We start from the raw sequence: 14,658 nt of genomic DNA on the forward strand, positions 1-14,658 counted from the left end.
GGACATTCATACAAGTCATGTTCGAACTCGTGAAAGCCGGCGGCATCATGATGGGGCCGATCATTCTCGCCTCCATCGTGACCGCAGCCATTTTTCTGGAACGTCTCTGGACCTTGCAGACCAAGCGCGTGCTGCCCGGCGAGCTCACCGAAAAGGTGTGGCGCTGGGTCGAGCAGCAGCAGATCCAGGACAAGCACATCGCGGCGCTTCAGCAGAACTCGCCGCTCGGCAAGATCCTCGCCGCGGGTCTGACCAATCGGTATCGCGATCGCGTGGTGATCCGCGAGGCTATCGAGGATACCGGCCGGCACGTGGTGCATGAGCTGGATCGCTTCATCGGCACGCTCGGCACCATCGCGTCGCTGTCGCCGCTGATGGGCCTGCTCGGCACGGTGCTGGGCATGATCCGCACCTTCAATGCCATCACCACCGCCGGCATCGGCAATCCGGCGAGTCTCGCGGGCGGCATCGCCGAGGCGTTGATCACCACCGCTGCGGGCCTTACGGTCGCTATTCCGGCGCTGCTGGCCTATAAATATCTGCGGGGCCGCGTGCAGACGCTGGTGGTGCAGATGGAAAAAGAGGCCATGAAGCTGGTCGAGGCGCTGGAAGCTCAGGCCCGGCAGCTCAGCGCCGAGCACGGAGTCGGCTGATGAACCTGCGGCCGAAGGATCACGAAGAGCCGGAAATGAACCTCACGTCGCTGATCGACGTGGTGTTGCTGCTGCTGATTTTTTTCATGGTCTCGACCACCTTCGTGGACGAGTCGCGCATCAAGCTGCAACTGCCCCAGGCCAGCACCGAGCCGGCGGCGGAGCAGAAGAAAGATCCCATCGAGGTGGCCGTGACCGCCACCGGCGAGTATCGTGTCAACGGTCAGGTGCTGATCAACACCAGCCCCTCGACCTTGTCGGCCGCGGTATCGAAGCTGGCCGGCGAACGCCGCGATCTGCCGGTGACCATCCGCGCCGACGCGCGCAGCTCGCATCAATCGGTGGTGACGGCCATGGACGTGCTCGGCCGCCTCGGTTTCAAGGCCATCAGTATTGCCACAGTCAACGACCAGAGCACCACGGGCCCCGCTCAATAAGGGGCCCGAACAACAGACCAAGAACGACGCCTACGCGACCATGGCACCTTCCGATCGCGGCTCGAAGGCCCCCATTCCAGCCGACGCTTGGCAGACCTACAAACGCCTGATCGGTTACGTGCGTCCCCATCGCGGCATGTTCCTGCTGGGCATGCTGGGCGCCGTCGTGTTCTCGATCAGCATGGTGAGCTTCACCGCGTTCGCCAAGGTGTTCGGCGACGGCACCTTCGAGAATCGCGACCCACGCACCATCGTGTGGCTGCCGCTGGCGCTGATCGGCTTGTTCCTGCTGCGCGGGCTGGGCGATTTCACCCAGACGTACTGCATGGGCTATGTCGGCCGTCGCATCGTCAAGCGCCTGCGCGGTCAGATCTTCGAGCGCATCGTGCATCTGCCGATCGGCTTTTTCGATCGCAATTCGAGCAGCGTGATGCTGACCCGGCTGACCCACAATGCCGAGCAGATCGGCCAGGCGGCTACCGATTCAGTGCTGATCACGCTGCGCGAGGCGCTGACCATCATCGGCTCCATCATCGCCTTGTTTTATTTCAATGCGCGCCTCGCCACCATCGCGCTGATCATGGGCCCGCTGGTGGCCTGGCTGATCGGCATCATCAACAAGAAATTCCGGCGCTACAGCCACCGCATTCAGGATTCCATCGGCGATATCACGCGCATCGCCAAGGAAACATTGGAGGCGCCGCGCATCGTCAAGGTGTACAACGCCGAAGATTATCAAGTCGCGCAGTTCGAAGGCGTGAACGAGCACAATCGGCGCTCGTACATGCGCCTGGTGCTCACCAAGGGCCTGTCGAACCCGGTGGTGCAGATGGTCACGGCCACCGGCTCGGCCATCGTGCTGTCGGTCGCCATCTCCGACGCCATCAACGGCCGCACCAGCATGGGCGATCTGCTGGCGTTCTTTGTCGCGCTGGTGGGCATCGCTCAGCCGCTGCGATCGCTGGTCGGCGTGTCGGGCCCTTTGCAGCAGGGCATTGCGGCCGGGCAGAGCATCTTCCAAGTGATCGATGAGCATCCCGAGCCGCCCGGCGGCGATCTGGTGGTCGAGCGCGCGCGCGGCGAAATCGAATATCGCCACGTTTATTTCTCGTACCCGATGGGCAAGGGCGTGGCGCTGCACGATGTGAGCCTGAAAGTCTCGCCAGGCGAGATCGTGGCCATCGTCGGCCGCACCGGCAGCGGCAAATCGACCGTGGTGAATCTGCTGCCACGGTTTTACGATATCGATTCGGGCAGCATCCTGATCGATGGCCACGAGCTGCGCGAATATCAGCTGCACAACCTGCGCGAGCAGATCGCCGTGGTCAGCCAGGAAGTGGTGCTGTTCAACGATACGATCCGCGCCAACATCGCATTCGGTCGCAACGTGACCGACGAGCAGATCGAGCGGGCCGCGCAGGCCGCGCTCGTCATGGAGTTCGTGAACCAGCTGCCGGCCGGTCTGGATACGATGGTCGGCGACCGCGGCGTGCTGCTGTCGGGCGGACAGAGACAGCGCATCTCCATCGCACGCGCCTTGCTCAAGGACGCGCCCATCCTGATTCTGGACGAAGCCATGTCGGCGCTCGACACCGAGTCCGAGCGCATCATTCAGGCGGCGCTGCAAGAGTTCATGCAAAACCGCACCACGCTGGTGATCGCGCATCGCCTGTCGACGGTGGAAAACGCCGACCGCATCCTGGTGGTCGAGGCGGGCAGGATCATCGAAAGCGGCACGCACGCCGAGCTGATCGCGCAGCAAGGCCAGTACGCGACGCTGCATCGGCTGCAGTTCAACGCCTGAGCAGTGGACGCTTTTCTCCAGCGAGTCTGGTACGAGCGCCGATCCCAGTGGTTCTCGCTGCTGGTGCTGCCGCTGTCCTGGTTGTTTGCCGTGATCGCAGGCCTGCGCCGCCTGGCGTATCGAAGAGGCTGGTCGCAGTCGTATCGCATGACCCGTCCCGTCATTGTCGTGGGCAACATCACCGTTGGCGGCACGGGCAAAACTCCTCTGACAATCTGGCTGGCGGAGCAACTGCGCTCGCGAGGTTTGCGCGTTGGCATCGTGCTGCGTGGTTATGGAGGCACGTCGACACAGTGGCCTCGCGATGTCGCTGAGCACACTGCGGCCGATGAAGTCGGCGATGAGGCGGTTTTGCTGGCGCAGCGAACTGGAGCGGTGGTGGTGGCGGGGCCGGATCGGGTCGCGGACGCGGAGCGCGCTATCGAACTGGGCGCGCAGGTCGTCCTTTGTGACGACGGCTTGCAGCACTATCGACTGGCGCGCGATCTGGAGATTGCCGTTATCGATGAGCAGCGTGGCTTGGGTAACGGTCGGTTGCTGCCCTCGGGGCCACTGCGTGAGCCCGCAAAGCGGCTGGGCAGCGTCGATGTGAAAGTTTTGACCCGGCGTGCTCGAAACAATCGTCCGTCGACATCGTTTCCGAATGCGGTCATTGCCACTCCGGTGCTCGGGGATGCCGTGTCGCTGGGCACCGGCGAACGCCGCTCGTTGCAAACTTTCGTCGGCACACGCGTGCACGCCATCGCCGGCATCGGCAATCCTCGGGCGTTTTTCGATGCGTTGTCGGAGCTGGGCTTGACCGTGGATGCGCACCCGTTGCCGGACCATGCGCGGCTGACTGTTGCCGACCTCGCATTCCCGGATGGCGGACCAGTGCTAATGACCGAGAAGGATGCAGTAAAATGCCGCTCCGGGGCCGACGCTGCGGGGCTCGCGAACTGCTGGGCCGTGCGCCTGGACGTTGCGATGAGCGAAGCCGACGCGCAAGCCATCCATCGACTGCTCGATCGCGTGCTCGCGACCGGCGGTCCTCTCAAGTGACCGGAGCGTCCATGGACTCCAAATTGCTCGACATTCTGGCCTGTCCGCTGTGCAAGGGGCCCTTGCAGTATGCGAAGGCCCAGCAGCTGCTGATCTGCCGCGCCGATCGGCTGGCTTATCCGATTCGCGACGGCATTCCCGTCATGCTCGAAGACGAGGCGCGCACGCTCGAACCCATGGATCCTCTGCTGAAGGATTGATGTGAGCTTCAAAGTCGTGATTCCGGCGCGCTACGCGTCGGCTCGATTGCCTGCCAAACCGCTGCTGGATATCGGTGGGCGGCCGATGATCCAGTGGGTCATCGAGGCGGCGTTGAAAAGCGGCGCGGACGAAGTGCTGGTCGCCACCGACGATGAGCGTATCGCGGCTGCGGCGGTTCATCCTGATTCTCGTCTGATGACGGTCATGACGAGCCCGAATCATCTTTCGGGCACCGATCGCATCGCCGAGGTCGCCCACCTGCGCGGTTGGGATGAGCGGACCATCGTCGTCAACGTGCAGGGCGACGAGCCACTGTTGCCGCCGGGATTGGTGGGGCAGGCCGCCGACTTGCTGGCGCGGCACGAAGATGCCGACATCGCCACGCTGTCGACCCCGGTGACGAGCCTGCATGAGTTTCTGGATCCCAACGTGGTCAAGGTCGTGACAGCGCAAAACGGCACGGCGCTGTATTTCAGTCGCGCACCCATCCCATGGACACGCGACGGTGCGCCCCAGGGTTTGAGCAGTCAGACGATTTTCGCGGGCGCGCAACGTCACTTGGGTATCTATGCGTATCGAGTGGATGCGTTACAGCGCGTGACCGCGTTGCAGCCCGGCGAACTGGAGCTCACGGAGAAGCTTGAACAGCTGCGCGCTTTGCAGGCCGGGATGAAGCTCGTGGTGGCTGCCGCCTCCGTGCCGCCGCCGGCAGGCGTGGATACGGAGAGCGATTTGATCCGCGTGCGTGCCGTGCTCGGAGTCGGCTGATTTGTGATGTCACTTTTGAGGCGCGCCGTTGGCGACCTTGGTGAGCTCGGAATGGTGCGCGGTCTCCAACACGTCGCTGTCCCAGCGGACCAGTAGATAACCCAGGTCCATCAGTCGCAGCACGGTACCGTCAGGAAATTCAGGACGCCGCTGCGCACGCACCCGATCGCCTTCCGCGAAGTCATGTTTTGAAGTGGGCACTCGAGTCATCGGATTGGAAGTTCGCGTTCTTGTACGCAGCCCCTGGAAGGTCGCCCATGAGCATTTCCGACTAGGGGAGCGACTACAATGTCCGCAGCACTCGGCACCAGGCCAGGAGCATCATGGCAACACGTAGCGTCACGCGCATTCTCTTCTGTTGCATGGGAAATATCTGCCGCTCGCCTACCGCGGAGGGGGTGTTTCGGCAGGTGCTCGCCACGGAAGCGCCGGATTTGCAGATCGAGATCGACTCGGCGGGCACGCACGATTATCACGTCGGCTCGCCGCCGGATCGTCGCGCCATCGAGGCGGCGAGGCGGCGGGGGATCGACTTGTCACAACTGCGCGCAAGGATGGTCGCAGTCGATGATTTCGCTCACTACGATTTGATCCTGGCGATGGACGAGGACAACTTGCTCGAGTTGCGGCGGCGCGCGCCGGCGGCTCATCGCGAGCGCATTCGTCTGATGATGGAGTTCGCGCCGCAGGCCAGTTCGCGGTATGTGCCCGATCCATACTACGGCGGCGCGCAGGGCTTCGAAGAGGTGTTGGATCTGTTGGAAGAGGCGGCGCGCGGGCTGGTGTCGGAGCTGCGCTCGATGCATCGGTCCTGAACAAACTCGGCGGCTAACAAAAAGGGCCGGCGGTTGCCCGTCGGCCCTTTGTTAGATCGAGCAGGATCGACTACTCCTCGCGGCGAGTGCCGGATGGGCCGCCCCCCCACGAGCTGCTACTGCTGCTCGGCGTAGAGCTCCACACCGTGTACTTCTCACCACCGCTGGACGCGGCGGAAGCGTGTGCTTCCGGTTCGCGCTTCGGCGGCGGAGGAGAGGACTCGCTCGCGTGCTCGCGCGGCTGCGCTTGCTCACGAGGGGCGGCATGATCCCGAGATGCCGTTTGTTCCCGAGGCGCCGCATGGTCCCGAGACTGTGCATGTTCGCGCGGCGCGTCCGACCGGGTCTGCGATGCTTCTGATCGAGCCTGCTGTGATCCTTCCGGGCGAGGCTGCACGTCCGAACGAGGTTGAGGCTGAGCATCCGGGCGAGATTGCGCATCAGAACGGGGCTGCTGCGCTTCCGAGCGAGGCTGTGCGTCCGAGCGGGGCTGTGTATCCGAACGCGATTCCGAGCGGGGCTGCTGTGGCGCTTCGGAGCGCGGCTGCGAGTCGGACCGGCTCGGTGCGGAGCTGCCGCCGAAATCGCCACCACTTCTGCCGCCGCTGCTGAACTCGCGAGGCGCAGAGGAAACATTGTCGCTGGGTGCGCCACCGCCCTGAGCCTGACCTTCGTCACCCTGGCCGCCTACGGCACCATCTTCACCGCCACGACCGCGACCACGGCGACGCCGGCCGCGACGACCCCGACCGCCGCGCTCGCCACGCTCGCCGGAGCGCTCACCGCGATCACCGGAGCGTTGCGCATCGCCTGCGGCGGCGGCAGCAGCGGCCGGAGCACCATCAGCCGATGCTGATGCCGGCGCCGCGGCAGCCTGGGCGCGCTGTGGCTGTTGCTGCTTTGCCTGCTGTTGTGAACGACCGCCGTCATGGCGACCGCCCTCAGCCGCATGTTCGCGCGGCTTGCGATCCTGTCGTTGCTGATGACCGCCGCCGTCCCGGCGCGCTTCCTGCGCGGGCTTCTCCGCACGCTGCTCCTGCTTCTCGTGCTTGCCTCCGCGATCACGATCTCGACCGCGTTGATGATCGCGATCGCCACGATCACGGCCACGACGGCTGTCGCCTCGATCACGACGTTGATCGGTGCGCCGCGGACTTTCGCGCCGCGCGGGCTCAGGCGCCGGCGGCGTACCGGTGCCGAAGAAGAAGCGCCACAACTTGACGAAAATGCCAATCTGCTCGGCCGGCTTCGGCGGCGGAGCGATGGTGGTCTCCATCGCAATCGTGGGCGGCGGCGGAACCGAGGGCACCGTCGAAGTCACCACGGCTGGAGCCGCTGCGACGGCGCGCTCTTCGCGCCTCGCGATCTCTTCTGCCGACGGTTGCGGCGCGACTGGAATCTGATGGCTGATGGCGGAATTTTCCGGCAGGTTCGCCTCGTCATCGCGCACGCGGCGGATCTCGTACGCCGGCGTTTCCAGGTACTTGTTCGGCACCATCACGACCTGCACCGCGCTCTTGTGCTCGATGTTGTTGAGCCACTCACGCTTCTCGTTCATGAGATACGTGGCGACTTCCACCGGCAGTTGTGCAATGACTTTGACGGTGCGGTCCTTGCGAGCTTCCTCGCCGATCAGGCGCAACAGCGCCAGGGCCAGCGAGTCGACGCTGCGAATCGAACCCATGCCGTTACAGCGCGGGCAGTTGATGCTGGCGGACTCGCCGATCGACGGACGCAGGCGCTGACGGGACAGCTCGAGCAGGCCGAAGCGAGAGATCCTCCCGATCTGAATACGCGCGCGATCCTGCTTGACGGCGTCACGCAGGCGATCTTCCACGGCGCGCTGATTCTTCTGCGACTCCATGTCGATGAAGTCGATGACGATCAGACCGCCGAGGTCGCGCAGTCGCAGCTGACGCGCAATTTCGTCGGCAGCTTCGAGGTTGGTGTTGAGCGCCGTGGTTTCGATATCCGTGCCGCGCGTCGCGCGGGCGGAGTTGATGTCGATGGCGACCAGCGCTTCGGTAGGGTCGATGACGATCGAGCCGCCCGAGGGCAGGTTGACCTTGTGAGAGTGCGCCGACTCGATCTGGTTCTCGATCTGGAAGCGCGTGAACAGCGGCACGCTGTCTTCGTAGAACTTCAGCTTGCGCAACCCGGCGGGCATGAAGCGCTGCATGTACTGCTGCGCCTCGGCGTAGATCTCCTGGTTGTCGATCAGGATCTCGCCGATGTCGTCGGACAGATAATCGCGCAGCGCGCGGATGATGGCCTTGGATTCCTGATAGATCAGGAACGGGGCAGGCTTGCCTTCGGCGGCCTGGGCCACCGCGTTCCAGACTTCCTTGAGATTGTCCAGATCCCACTGCAGCTCTTCGGCCGAGCGACCGACGCCGGCGGTGCGCACGATGGCGCCCATGCCTTCGGGAATCTGCACCTGGTCGAGCGCTTCACGCAGCTGCTCGCGATCTTCGCCTTCGATCCGGCGCGACACGCCGCCGGCGCGGGCATTGTTCGGCATCAGCACCAGGAAGCGCCCGGCGAGGCTGATGAAAGTGGTGAGCGCGGCGCCCTTGTTGCCGCGTTCTTCCTTTTCGACCTGGACGATGATTTCCTGACCTTCGCTCAACAGGTCGCGGATGTTGCCGCGGCCGCCGGGCGACTGGCCGTCCTTGAAATACTCGCGGGAGACTTCCTTCAGCGGCAGGAAACCGTGGCGCTCGGCGCCGTAGTCGACGAAGCAGGCCTCCAGGCTGGGCTCGACGCGAGTGATGCGTCCTTTATAGACGTTCGCTTTCTTTTGTTCCCGGGACGGGACTTCTACATCCAGATCGTAAATTCGTTGTCCATCAACCAGTGCGACGCGCAACTCCTCTTCCTGAGTCGCGTTGACTAACATTCTCTTCATGAGGCCCTTCTAAGGATTCGAAAAGGGCCGGGCGAGCACGCACGGCGGGCGCGAGCCATGGAGGCAGAAACGGGCGATCGGGGAATGTCTTCATCCGATGTTGCCAGCGCGGCCCCCTGATGTGACCGGGGAAATCCGGCGCGTTTTTTATCCTGTCGCTTTGGCGGTCCCGCACGGTGAGCGTGGGCGGTCGACCCGGAATACGAGGTGCGTCATTCCGGCATCGCCGTTCGCGCGGCCGAGCGATGGTCTGCGACCCTGTCCGGACTCAAGCAGGCAGGTCTGAGCAGAACCAACTAAGATGCGGCGCCCTTCGGTTCGAAGCGAAGCCTTCGGAGCACCGCGTATCGGTACGCGTGCGTGCGAGACCGATCGGTGTCTGGATCTGTGTCGGTACGCGCGCGGACCTGAAATCGTCGCGGAACATATCACAGGCAAAAGGTCCAATCAATGGTCAATCAATAGGTTACGAGCGCTTCCCAAGCCGACGCGATAAAGCCACATGTCCAGGTCCGTTCCCACCGACTCTCGCCTCGATAAAACCCCTGCGTCCGCCAGCGCCACCGGCACGGGTGTCAGCTATGTGGAGGCCGGCGAGGGCGAGGCCGGGCAGCGCATCGACAACTTTCTGAGCCGTATTTTGAAGGATGTGCCGCGCAGCCTGGTGTATCGGATATTGCGCACCGGTGAAGTGCGCGTGAACGGCAAACGCGCCAAGCCCGAGCATCGCTTGGCGCCGGGCGATCGAATTCGGCTGCCACCCCTGCAGCGAAAAACGGACGAGCAGCGCGCCGCCGAGCGCAGCGCTCCTTCGCGCTCACTGCGTGATTTCGTCAGCGGCGCAATCATTCACGAGGACCGCGATCTCATCGTCGTCAACAAGCCCGCCGGCGTCGCGGTTCATGGCGGCAGCGGGCTCAGCGCCGGCGTCATCGAGGCTCTGCGCGCCACGCATCCGGAACTGAAAGAGCTGGAACTGGTGCATCGACTCGACCGCGACACCAGCGGCGTGCTGTTGGTGGCCAAGCGCAGGGCGGTGTTGCGCGAATTGCATGCGCTGCTTCGAGAGCGCGACATGGAGAAACGTTATCTCGCGCTGGTGGTGGGACGTTGGCCGTTTGGCGCCAAGACCATCGATCTGCCGCTGAAGACCAATTTGAAACAGGGCGGTGAGCGCGTGGTGCGCGTTCATGCCGACGGTCAGCAGGCCATCACCACGTTCAAGCCGCTTCAGCACTTCGGCAAACTGGCCACTTTGCTGGATATTTCCTTGGGCACCGGCCGCACTCATCAGATTCGCGTGCATGCGGCGCACGCCGGGCATCCAGTCGCGGGCGATGAGAAGTACGGCGATCGCGAGCGCGACGCGAAGCTGAAGCCGTTCGGATTGAACCGCATGTTCTTACATGCACACTCGCTGACCTTCGAGCGCAAGGGTGCCAAGCCGTTCTCCGTCAGCGCGCCGCCACCGCCCGACTGGCAGGCGGTGATCGATAAGCTGAAGCAGGGGCTCAAGAGCTAGCCGGCGTACACGCGCGCTGCGCGCGTGTACGCAGGGGCTTGTCACGGAAGGTCGAAGCCGTTTTTTCTCAACGCGCCGGCCAGCCAGATCAGCGGCAGGCCAATCAGCGCCGTGGGATCCTGCGATTCGATGCGGTTGAACAGCGCCACGCCGAGCGACTCCACCTTGAAGCCGCCGGCGCAGTCATAGGGCTTGTCGCGCGCGACGTATCTTTTGATCTCATCCTCGTTGAGCTGCCGGAAATGCACGGTGGTCAGATCGACGTGACTGAGATGGGTGGTCTCGGCGGTGTTGATGACATGCACGGCGGTGTGGAACACCACGCGCTGACTGCTGAGGGATTTCAGTTGCGCAATGGCCCGCTCGCCGGAGCCGGGTTTGCCCAGCACGTCCCGGCCGCACAGGGCCAGCTGGTCCGAGCCGATGATCAGGCTATTGGTATGACGACGGGCGACCGCCTCGGCCTTGGCCCGGGCCAATCGCTGCACCAGGTCGACCGCCAACTCGCCCGGCAGCGGCTCCTCGTCCACATTCGAGGCCGCCACCGTGAAAGGAATACCCAGCCGTTCCAGCAGTTGCCGGCGATAGCTGGAGGTGGAAGCGAGCACCAGCCGGAGCCCGGAGGAGGGGGGCACGGGGGTGCTCATGGCCGGCGCTCCAGGCGCCCGCCACGGGCCGGCCTCGGTGAATCCATGAATCCGTTCACGTCCCGGATTACAAGCTGTGAGAAAACAAACATTTACGCCTTTCTTTTTTTGACACCATGGGGGGGCACCGCTAGTATACGCGCCCCATGCCGCGACCCCCGGCCGTCCACGCAGACAAAATCGTTGATGCAGAGGTCTGCGCGCGGGCGGGAAGTACGATTGCACGACGTTTTTCCGCCGCTGAGCTGCCGCGCCTGCGCGAAGCTGGCGGCCACGACGGGTCGGCGATCGAGGCGCAATTCCAGTTTTCGCAGTTCGATGGCCGCCCTGCCGTGGCAGGCGAGCTGCATGGCGTGGCCGTGCTGACGTGTCAGCGTTGCATGCGGCCCGTGGCCGTGGACATCGACGACACCTTTCAGGTGTTGCTGGTGGACGAGGAACGCAGCGACGAGCCCGGCGGCTTCGAGCCGGTGGTGGTCAAAGCCTCGCGGCTGGATCTGGGCTGGCTGGCGGAGGAGCAGGTGCTGCTCGCCTTGCCGCTGGTGCCGATGCACGAGAACGTGGATTGCGCCGCCGCCGTTGCAACTGACGAAGCTGCAGCGACGCCGGCAGCTGCAGATGAACATGAGTCGGACCCGGAAGCGGGGACGACCCATCACCCGTTCCAGAATCTGCGGGATCTGCTGCGCAAACAGTGACTGCGCGTTGTGAGCCGTATTTGGAGAGTTGGAGATAAGTCATGCCTGTTCAGAAAAGCCGAAAGACCCCGTCCAAGCGCGGCATGCACCGCTCGCACGACGGCCTCGAGCGCCCGGCGCTGTCGGTCGACCCGACCTCGGGTGAAACCCATTCCCGTCATCGCATCTCGCCGGATGGTTTCTATCGCGGCAAGAAAGTGATCGAGAGCCGCGACAAGCCCGATTCGGAATAATGTGACGGAATAAGTGACGGAATCAGTCACGGACGAGTCCGTACTCCGCACTCACATCCGAGCACCGCATCTGAGCAACCGGCCGGTCACCATCGCAGTGGACGCCATGGGGGGCGATCACGGCCCCTCGGTCACCGTGCCTGCGGCGCTCGCGGCTTTACAGCGCGATGCCGACCTGCGAATCACGCTGGTCGGCCTGAAAGATCCGGTTCAAGCGCTGTTGAACGGCGCGGCTGCAACGTTGCTGTCGCGTATTCAGCTGCGTGAGGTCTCGCAGGTCGTCACCATGGACGAAAAGCCGCAGGAAGCTCTGCGGAAAAAGAAAGATTCGTCCATGCGCGTCGCCATCGACCTGGTGAAAAACGGCGAGGCGGATGCGTGCGTGAGCGCAGGAAACACCGGCGCGCTCATGGCCACAGCGCGCTTCGTGCTGAAGACCATCGAAGGGATCGATCGGCCCGCCATCATTTCGCGCATTCGCGCGCGCCACGGTCACACTCACATGCTCGATCTGGGCGCGAACTCTGAGTGCACCGCCGAGCATTTATTCCAATTCGCGGTGATGGGCTCGGTGGTGGCAGGCGATCTGCACGGCATCGCGCGGCCGCGAATCGGCATCCTCAATATCGGCGAAGAAGAAACCAAGGGCGACAGTGTGGTGCAGGCGGCTGCGCGGCTGTTGTCCGCCAGCAAGCTGAACTACATCGGCTTCGTGGAAGGCGACGATATCTTCTCCGGCGAGGTGGATGTCGTGGTCACCGACGGTTTCACCGGCAACGTGGCGCTGAAGACCATGGAGGGGCTCGCCAACATGCTGGTCGGCGCGGTCAAAACCGAATACACCCGCAACCCGCTGCGTTATCTCGGTGCGGTGGCCTCCTGGCCGGTGCTGCGTTCGTTGCGTAAGGAATTCGATCCCCGCACCTACAACGGCGCCAGCATGGTGGGCCTGAACGGCGTGGTCATCAAGAGCCACGGCAGCGCCGACACCATCTCGTTCGCCAATGCCATCAGGGTCGGCCTGATCGAAGCGCGCAAGGGCGCGCCCACCCAGATCGCCAACCTGCTCAAGGCGCAGGCCGCGGCAGTGGCTTGAAATCGGTCACAATCGCATAATTAAGAAGTTGACAGGTGCAAAGGTTTCGGCCGGCATGACTGCCCGGCTCACACTTTGGATGGCGCGCAGCTGCTAGACTTTTTACTCATGAAGTCCCTTCCTTCGAAGATGCGTCCGCTGAAAACCGTACTCCGGGCCGTGCTGCTGCTGGCCGCTGCGCCGGCCGCTCTGGCCGCCACTTATACCTTGCCGGTGGGCGACGATACGGTCGTCGGCGAAGTGCAGAAGGTGGTCGCCGCGCACGAGGACACGCTGCTCGATATCGGCCGCCGCTATGGCGTGGGTTACGAAGAGATCGTGGCCGCCAATCCAGGCGTCGATCCGTGGCTGCCGGGGGCGGGCACCGAGGTGCTCATTCCGTCGCGTTACATCCTGCCCGACGGGCCGCGCGAAGGCATCGTCGTCAGTCTGTCCGAACATCGTTTGTTTTATTTCCCGCCCGCCAAGAAGGGCGAGGCCGCGGTGGTGCACACCTATCCCATCAGCGTGGGGCGCATGGATTGGCATACGCCGCTGGGCCTGACGCGCATCACCAGCAAGCGCGAGAAGCCGATCTGGTATCCGCCGAAATCGGTGCTCGATGAGCACGCGGCGGAAGGGCGCCCGCTGCCCAAAGCGGTGCCGCCGGGGCCGGACAATCCGCTCGGCGATTACGCCATGCGCCTTGGCATTCCCGGTGGCGCTTATCTGATCCACGGAACCAATCGTCCCTCCGGCGTGGGCATGCAAGTCACGCACGGCTGCGTGCGCATGTTTCCTGAGGACATCAAGGAGCTCTACCCGATGGTGCCGGTGAACACGGCCGTGCGCCTGATCGATCAGCCCTACAAGATGGGCTGGCGCGGCGGGGAGCTGTTCATGGAAGTGCATACGCCGCTGGAAGGCAGCAGCGCGCCCGATAAGCACAACCTCACCAATATCACCAAGCTGCTGGTGGCGGCGACTCAGGATCGCCCGAACATCGGCGCGGCCGGCGTGATCGACTGGGCCAAGGCGGAGCGCACCTTCGAGCTCGCCAGCGGCATCCCCGAGCCGGTGATGCTGCGTCCGGCGACCCCCGCCGAAGACGTGCCCGCGACGGTGCAGGTCATCAACGATACGGCTGGGAGATAGTCGGCAACGCGTTCTGACGCGCGCTGCTAAACTGCGCGCGCGGATCCCGCGGCCGAGGTCACCTAAACCACCGAGTTAGTCCATGGCCAAGGCTGTGGGATCCGCCTCGAATCTCGAATTCGGCACATCCATGTGCCTATGCAATCGCTCTTCATAGCGAAATCTTGCGGACATAAAAAAACGCCGCGGATTGCTCCGCGGCGTCTTTGTTCGCTCGAACTCGAGTCGATTACTTCGACTGCGACTTCTTGAACATGCGGTCGATCTTCTCGTTCGTAGCGTCACAGCAGGCCTGGCTCGCCTGAGCGGCCTGCAGCGCCTGGTTGGCAGCGCTCTGCGCGCTGTCGGCAGCGGAACGAGCGGACTGAGCGGCGCTGGCAGCCGAGTCAGCGGCAGCCTTGGCAGCGGCGGCATCCTGCACCGCCTTGTCGGCAGTGGCCTTGATTTCATCGACAGTCTTCTGCGACACGCAGCCGCTGGCGGCAACGAGGGCCAGCGCAGCAATACCTGCCTTCAGCGTGGTGGAGATGGCTTTCTTCATGACTTCTTTCCCCTTCGTACGGGTCGGATTAAAAAGGACCAGAGCGACAAATTTTCACGGCCTCTTAATACACGAGAGTTATGGCGGGTTCCCGTGTATCAGGCTTAGTAGCTTCTTAGTTGTAAAAGCTGCCAGCGAAGCCGAGCGCGGAGGATACAAG

At 63.7% G+C, this 14,658-nt stretch carries 16 protein-coding genes; 12 read left to right on the top strand and 4 right to left on the bottom strand.

All coding sequences use genetic code 11. The annotated features are described in order from the left end of the window. Window positions 1-17 precede the first annotated feature (17 nt). The 6 genes from JM946_RS10290 to kdsB are packed head-to-tail and all read left to right on the top strand — an operon-like array spanning window position 18 to window position 4,904. The gene (locus JM946_RS10290) at window positions 18-653 is read left to right on the top strand and encodes a MotA/TolQ/ExbB proton channel family protein (RefSeq protein ID WP_203167204.1); all 636 of its coding nucleotides are present in this window, start codon (window positions 18-20) and stop codon (window positions 651-653) included. Then, on the top strand, window positions 653-1,090 hold the full coding sequence (locus JM946_RS10295; RefSeq protein WP_203167205.1) for an ExbD/TolR family protein: 438 nt from the start codon (window positions 653-655) through the stop codon (window positions 1,088-1,090). Before JM946_RS10290 ends, JM946_RS10295 begins: the two co-directional genes overlap by 1 nt. Before the next feature lie 40 nt (window positions 1,091-1,130). After that, complete coding sequence (gene msbA / locus JM946_RS10300; RefSeq protein ID WP_203167206.1) at window positions 1,131-2,894, top strand: lipid A export permease/ATP-binding protein MsbA; 1,764 nt, start codon at window positions 1,131-1,133, stop codon at window positions 2,892-2,894. 3 nt (window positions 2,895-2,897) lie between these two features. Continuing rightward, window positions 2,898-3,935, top strand: a complete 1,038-nt coding sequence (gene lpxK / locus JM946_RS10305) for a tetraacyldisaccharide 4'-kinase (RefSeq protein ID WP_203167207.1) — start codon at window positions 2,898-2,900, stop codon at window positions 3,933-3,935. 11 nt (window positions 3,936-3,946) lie between these two features. Next, complete coding sequence (locus JM946_RS10310; protein WP_116813761.1) at window positions 3,947-4,135, top strand: Trm112 family protein; 189 nt, start codon at window positions 3,947-3,949, stop codon at window positions 4,133-4,135. Window position 4,136: 1 nt separating this feature from the next. Next, window positions 4,137-4,904, top strand: coding sequence for a 3-deoxy-manno-octulosonate cytidylyltransferase (kdsB, locus tag JM946_RS10315; protein ID WP_203167208.1), 768 nt, complete (start codon window positions 4,137-4,139; stop codon window positions 4,902-4,904). Between the two features lie 9 nt (window positions 4,905-4,913). Here kdsB and JM946_RS10320 read toward each other — a convergent pair whose 3' ends face one another. Beyond that, window positions 4,914-5,114: a hypothetical protein gene (locus tag JM946_RS10320; protein WP_218042738.1), complete on the bottom strand. Its 201-nt coding sequence runs from the start codon at window positions 5,112-5,114 to the stop codon at window positions 4,914-4,916. A 113-nt stretch (window positions 5,115-5,227) separates the two neighbouring features. Between JM946_RS10320 and JM946_RS10325 the strand changes: the two genes are divergently transcribed. Next, on the top strand, window positions 5,228-5,719 hold the full coding sequence (locus tag JM946_RS10325; protein ID WP_203167210.1) for a low molecular weight protein-tyrosine-phosphatase: 492 nt from the start codon (window positions 5,228-5,230) through the stop codon (window positions 5,717-5,719). Window positions 5,720-5,789: 70 nt separating this feature from the next. On the opposite strand, the gene JM946_RS10330 is transcribed toward JM946_RS10325, so the two are convergent. After that, on the bottom strand, window positions 5,790-8,627 hold the full coding sequence (locus JM946_RS10330) for a ribonuclease E/G (RefSeq protein WP_203167211.1): 2,838 nt from the start codon (window positions 8,625-8,627) through the stop codon (window positions 5,790-5,792). A gap of 502 nt (window positions 8,628-9,129) precedes the next feature. On the opposite strand from JM946_RS10330, the gene JM946_RS10335 reads away from it, so the two are divergent. Continuing rightward, window positions 9,130-10,149, top strand: a complete 1,020-nt coding sequence (locus JM946_RS10335; protein WP_203167212.1) for an RluA family pseudouridine synthase — start codon at window positions 9,130-9,132, stop codon at window positions 10,147-10,149. A gap of 41 nt (window positions 10,150-10,190) precedes the next feature. On the opposite strand, the gene JM946_RS10340 is transcribed toward JM946_RS10335, so the two are convergent. After that, window positions 10,191-10,796 (bottom strand): Maf family protein, encoded by a 606-nt coding sequence (locus JM946_RS10340; protein WP_203167213.1) that lies wholly within the window; start codon window positions 10,794-10,796, stop codon window positions 10,191-10,193. Window positions 10,797-10,942: 146 nt separating this feature from the next. Between JM946_RS10340 and JM946_RS10345 the strand changes: the two genes are divergently transcribed. From JM946_RS10345 to JM946_RS10360, 4 genes are all read left to right on the top strand, one after another. Then, window positions 10,943-11,494 carry a YceD family protein gene (locus JM946_RS10345; RefSeq protein WP_203167214.1) on the top strand — a complete coding sequence of 184 codons (552 nt, stop codon included), beginning with the start codon at window positions 10,943-10,945 and terminating at the stop codon, window positions 11,492-11,494. A 41-nt stretch (window positions 11,495-11,535) separates the two neighbouring features. Beyond that, window positions 11,536-11,727 carry a 50S ribosomal protein L32 gene (gene rpmF / locus JM946_RS10350; RefSeq protein ID WP_203167215.1) on the top strand — a complete coding sequence of 64 codons (192 nt, stop codon included), beginning with the start codon at window positions 11,536-11,538 and terminating at the stop codon, window positions 11,725-11,727. 70 nt (window positions 11,728-11,797) lie between these two features. After that, window positions 11,798-12,823, top strand: a complete 1,026-nt coding sequence (gene plsX, locus JM946_RS10355; RefSeq protein ID WP_269140990.1) for a phosphate acyltransferase PlsX — start codon at window positions 11,798-11,800, stop codon at window positions 12,821-12,823. 108 nt (window positions 12,824-12,931) lie between these two features. Next, on the top strand, window positions 12,932-13,957 hold the full coding sequence (locus tag JM946_RS10360; RefSeq protein ID WP_203167216.1) for a L,D-transpeptidase family protein: 1,026 nt from the start codon (window positions 12,932-12,934) through the stop codon (window positions 13,955-13,957). A 229-nt stretch (window positions 13,958-14,186) separates the two neighbouring features. On the opposite strand, the gene JM946_RS10365 is transcribed toward JM946_RS10360, so the two are convergent. Next, entirely contained in the window at window positions 14,187-14,498 is a 312-nt protein-coding gene (locus JM946_RS10365) for an alanine-zipper protein (protein WP_203167217.1), read from the bottom strand. Window positions 14,499-14,658 lie beyond the last annotated feature (160 nt).

Origin of the sequence: Steroidobacter gossypii, from assembly GCF_016801985.1 — a bacterium.
GTDB classification, from domain to species: Bacteria; Pseudomonadota; Gammaproteobacteria; order Steroidobacterales; family Steroidobacteraceae; genus Steroidobacter; species Steroidobacter gossypii.

Coding starts and splice junctions, on each gene's coding strand:
- rpmF (WP_203167215.1), top strand. CDS start 11,536: ATGCCTGTTCAGAAAAGCCGAAAGACCCCGTCCAAGCGCGGCATGCAC.
- JM946_RS10360 (WP_203167216.1), top strand. CDS start 12,932: ATGAAGTCCCTTCCTTCGAAGATGCGTCCGCTGAAAACCGTACTCCGG.
- JM946_RS10325 (WP_203167210.1), top strand. CDS start 5,228: ATGGCAACACGTAGCGTCACGCGCATTCTCTTCTGTTGCATGGGAAAT.
- JM946_RS10310 (WP_116813761.1), top strand. CDS start 3,947: ATGGACTCCAAATTGCTCGACATTCTGGCCTGTCCGCTGTGCAAGGGG.
- JM946_RS10340 (WP_203167213.1), bottom strand. CDS start 10,796: ATGAGCACCCCCGTGCCCCCCTCCTCCGGGCTCCGGCTGGTGCTCGCT.
- JM946_RS10290 (WP_203167204.1), top strand. CDS start 18: ATGTTCGAACTCGTGAAAGCCGGCGGCATCATGATGGGGCCGATCATT.
- JM946_RS10320 (WP_218042738.1), bottom strand. CDS start 5,114: ATGACTCGAGTGCCCACTTCAAAACATGACTTCGCGGAAGGCGATCGG.
- JM946_RS10295 (WP_203167205.1), top strand. CDS start 653: ATGAACCTGCGGCCGAAGGATCACGAAGAGCCGGAAATGAACCTCACG.
- JM946_RS10335 (WP_203167212.1), top strand. CDS start 9,130: ATGTCCAGGTCCGTTCCCACCGACTCTCGCCTCGATAAAACCCCTGCG.
- JM946_RS10365 (WP_203167217.1), bottom strand. CDS start 14,498: ATGAAGAAAGCCATCTCCACCACGCTGAAGGCAGGTATTGCTGCGCTG.
- JM946_RS10330 (WP_203167211.1), bottom strand. CDS start 8,627: ATGAAGAGAATGTTAGTCAACGCGACTCAGGAAGAGGAGTTGCGCGTC.
- JM946_RS10345 (WP_203167214.1), top strand. CDS start 10,943: ATGCCGCGACCCCCGGCCGTCCACGCAGACAAAATCGTTGATGCAGAG.
- msbA (WP_203167206.1), top strand. CDS start 1,131: ATGGCACCTTCCGATCGCGGCTCGAAGGCCCCCATTCCAGCCGACGCT.